The organism is Qipengyuania sp. (genome assembly GCF_048550555.1).
Lineage (GTDB): Bacteria > Pseudomonadota > Alphaproteobacteria > Sphingomonadales > Sphingomonadaceae > Qipengyuania.
On record NZ_JBLYYF010000022.1, the window covers coordinates 1 to 3,786 of the forward strand.

General features: G+C 62.7%; 2 protein-coding genes and 1 pseudogene. All 3 read left to right on the forward strand.

Annotation, left to right across the window (positions count from 1 at the left end):
• Positions 1–2: 2 nt before the first annotated feature.
• On the forward strand, positions 3–2,099 hold the full coding sequence (fusA, locus tag ACN4E0_RS05870; RefSeq protein ID WP_419566548.1) for an elongation factor G: 2,097 nt from the start codon (positions 3–5) through the stop codon (positions 2,097–2,099).
• A 94-nt stretch (positions 2,100–2,193) separates the two neighbouring features.
• Positions 2,194–3,384, forward strand: a complete 1,191-nt coding sequence (tuf, locus tag ACN4E0_RS05875; protein ID WP_419566549.1) for an elongation factor Tu — start codon at positions 2,194–2,196, stop codon at positions 3,382–3,384.
• Positions 3,385–3,715: 331 nt separating this feature from the next.
• Positions 3,716–3,786 (forward strand): annotated as a pseudogene (gene rpsJ / locus ACN4E0_RS05880) (30S ribosomal protein S10); the annotation flags it as partial.

Sequence of the window (3,786 nt, forward strand, 5' to 3'; positions counted from 1 at the left end):
ACATCGGCATCATGGCCCACATCGATGCCGGCAAGACCACCACGACCGAGCGTATCCTCTACTACACCGGCAAGTCCTACAAGATCGGCGAAGTCCACGACGGCGCCGCGACCATGGACTGGATGGAGCAGGAGCAGGAACGCGGCATCACCATCACCTCGGCGGCGACCACCACCTTCTGGACGCCCGAGGATCCGGCGATGGATCCGCGCTCGGACCCCGAGGCGCTTCGTGCCGACATGCCGAAGTACCGCATCAACATCATCGACACCCCCGGCCACGTCGACTTCACCATCGAAGTCGAACGTTCGCTGCGCGTGCTCGACGGCGCGGTCGCGGTGTTCGACGGCGTCGCCGGTGTCGAACCGCAGTCCGAAACCGTCTGGCGCCAGGCCGACAAGTACGGCGTTCCGCGGATGTGCTTCATCAACAAGCTCGACCGCACCGGCGCCGACTTCTACTATTGCGTCCAGTCGATCATCGACCGCCTCGGCGCGACCCCGCTGGTGATCACGCTGCCGATCGGCGCCGAGAGCAACCTCAAGGGCGTGGTCGACCTCGTCGCCAACCGCGGCATCGTGTGGCAGGCCGAAGACCTCGGCGCGAAGTACGAATTCGTCGACATCCCCGAAGACATGGCCGACAAGGTCGCGGAATACCGCGAGAAGCTGATCGAGACCGTCGTCGAGCAGGACGACGAGGTCATGGAAGCCTATCTCGAAGGCAACGAGCCCGATATCGCCACGCTCAAGAAGCTGATCCGCAAGGGCACGATGGCGCGCGATTTCGTGCCCGTGACCTGTGGCTCGGCGTTCAAGAACAAGGGCGTCCAGCCCCTGCTCGACGCGGTTGTCGACTACATGCCGTCGCCGCTCGACGTGCCGGCGATCAAGGGCGTGCTGCCCGACAGCGACGTGGAAGAAACGCGTCCCTCATCGGACGACGAGCCCTTCGCCGCGCTGGCGTTCAAGATCATGAACGACCCCTTCGTCGGTTCGCTGACCTTCACCCGCATCTATTCGGGCAAGCTTACCAAGGGCTCGGTCCTGAACTCGGTGAAGGACAAGAAGGAAAAGATCGGCCGCATGCTGCTGATGCACTCGAACAACCGCGAGGACATCGAAGAGGCATTCGCGGGCGACATCGTCGCGCTCGCCGGCATGAAGGACACGACCACCGGCGATACGCTGTGTGATCCGGCCAAGCCGATCATCCTCGAGCGGATGGAATTCCCCGAGCCCGTGATCGAGCTGTCGGTGGAACCCAAGACCAAGGCCGACCAGGAAAAGATGGGCGTCGCGCTCAACCGCCTGGCCGCCGAGGATCCGAGCTTCCGCGTGACGACCGACCACGAATCGGGCCAGACGATCATCAAGGGCATGGGCGAGCTTCACCTCGACATCCTGGTCGATCGCATGAAGCGCGAATTCAAGGTCGAGGCCAATGTCGGTGCGCCGCAGGTGGCCTACCGCGAATATCTCGGCAAGCCGGTCGACGTCGACTACACCCACAAGAAGCAGTCGGGTGGCTCGGGCCAGTTCGGCCGCGTCAAGGTCAAGGTCACCCCGGGTGAGCGCGGCCAGGGCTTCGTCTTCGACGACGAGATCAAGGGCGGTAACATTCCGAAGGAATACATCCCCGCGATCGAGAAGGGCATGCGCGAGCAGGCCGAGAGCGGTCATCTGGTCGGCTTCCCGATCATCGACTTCACCGTCACCCTGTACGACGGTGCCTACCACGACGTCGACTCGAGCGCGATCGCGTTCGAAATCGCCGGCCGCGGTGCGATGCGCGAAGTGGCCGAGCGTTCGGGCATCAAGCTGCTCGAACCGATCATGAAGGTGGAAGTCGTGACCCCCGAGGACTACCTCGGCGACGTCATCGGCGACCTCAACAGCCGTCGTGGCCAGATCCAGGGCACCGACACGCGCGGCAATGCCCAGGCTGTCGAAGCCAACGTGCCGCTTGCGAACATGTTCGGCTACGTCAACGAACTGCGCTCGTTCACTCAGGGACGCGCCCAGTACTCGATGCAGTTCAGCCACTACGACGAGGTCCCGGCGAACGTCGCGGCCGAGGTCAAGGAGAAGCTTGCGTAAGCGAGCTTTGAGGTCTAGGGGCGGCGCCTGATTCAGCGGGCGCCGTTTCCTCCCCCGCAGAAATCCCAAATTTTAAGACAGAGGTTATTGGAAAATGGCGAAGGAAAAGTTCGAGCGTAACAAGCCGCACTGCAACATCGGCACCATCGGTCACGTCGATCACGGCAAGACCACGCTGACGGCGGCGATCACCAAGGTGATGGCTGAAGAAAACGGCGGCGCTGCAGTCGATTTCGCTAACATCGACAAGGCTCCCGAAGAGCGTGAACGCGGCATCACCATTTCGACCGCGCACGTCGAATACGAAACCGGCGCTCGTCACTACGCGCACGTCGACTGCCCGGGCCACGCCGACTACGTGAAGAACATGATCACCGGTGCCGCCCAGATGGACGGCGCTATCCTGGTCGTGAACGCAGCCGACGGCCCGATGCCGCAGACCCGCGAGCACATCCTGCTCGCCCGTCAGGTCGGCGTTCCGGCCCTGGTCGTGTACATGAACAAGGTCGACCAGGTCGACGACGAGGAAATCCTCGAACTCGTCGAACTGGAAGTTCGCGAACTGCTCTCGAGCTACGACTTCGACGGCGACAACATCGCCATCGTCAAGGGTTCGGCCCTGGCCGCTCTCGAAGGTCGTGACGACGAAATCGGCAAGAACTCGATCATCGAGCTCATGAACGCCGTTGACGAACACATCCCGCAGCCGGAGCGTCCGGTCGACAAGCCGTTCCTGATGCCGATCGAAGACGTGTTCTCGATCTCGGGTCGCGGTACCGTCGTCACCGGCCGTGTCGAAACCGGCGTTGTGAACGTTGGCGACGAAGTCGAAATCGTCGGCATCAAGGACACCCAGAAGACCACCGTCACCGGCGTGGAAATGTTCCGCAAGCTGCTCGATCGCGGTGAAGCAGGCGACAACATCGGCGCCCTGATCCGCGGCATCGGCCGTGAAGACGTCGAGCGTGGCCAGGTTCTGGCGAAGCCCGGTTCGGTTACGCCGCACACCGAGTTCAGCGCCGAAGTCTACGTCCTGTCGAAGGACGAAGGCGGCCGTCACACGCCGTTCTTCGCCAACTACCGTCCGCAGTTCTACTTCCGCACCACCGACGTGACCGGCGAAGTGATCCTTCCCGAAGGCACCGAAATGGTGATGCCGGGCGACAACGTGACCATCTCGGTCAAGCTGATCGCTCCGATCGCCATGGACGAAGGCCTGCGCTTCGCTATCCGCGAAGGCGGCCGCACCGTCGGCTCGGGCGTGGTCGCGACGATCACCAAGTAAGCTCGCGCAAGCGACTGCAAGGCTTTGGCCCGCTCCTCCTCGCGAGGGGCGGGCCTTCGCTTTTAATGAAGGCATTCGGCGGACCGCGCGCACGGTCCGTCCCGCCTGGTTTCCGGCTTTTGGACTAAGGCGGAAATCAGGGGGTTGTCAGGCGGGGCTCTCCTCCGTATATGCGCGCCCACAGGCAGGGATTCGCGTCCCCGCCGAACAGGAATTTATGGAAGGTCGCCCGATCCGGGAAACCGGGCCGACTTGGGCGGACCTTTCTTTTTTGCGGGTCTGAAACGGCAACGGACAAGGCTCGCTTGGCTCTTTCGCATCGGTGTAGGTAATGGAAGCTCAGAATATCCGCATTCGCCTCAAGGCGTTCGACCATCGCGTTCTCGACCAGGCAACTGGCGA

What these genes read in the sequence shown, in the direction of transcription:
- tuf (WP_419566549.1), top strand. Translation starts at nt 2,194, where the DNA reads ATGGCGAAGGAAAAGTTCGAGCGTAACAAGCCGCACTGCAACATCGGC.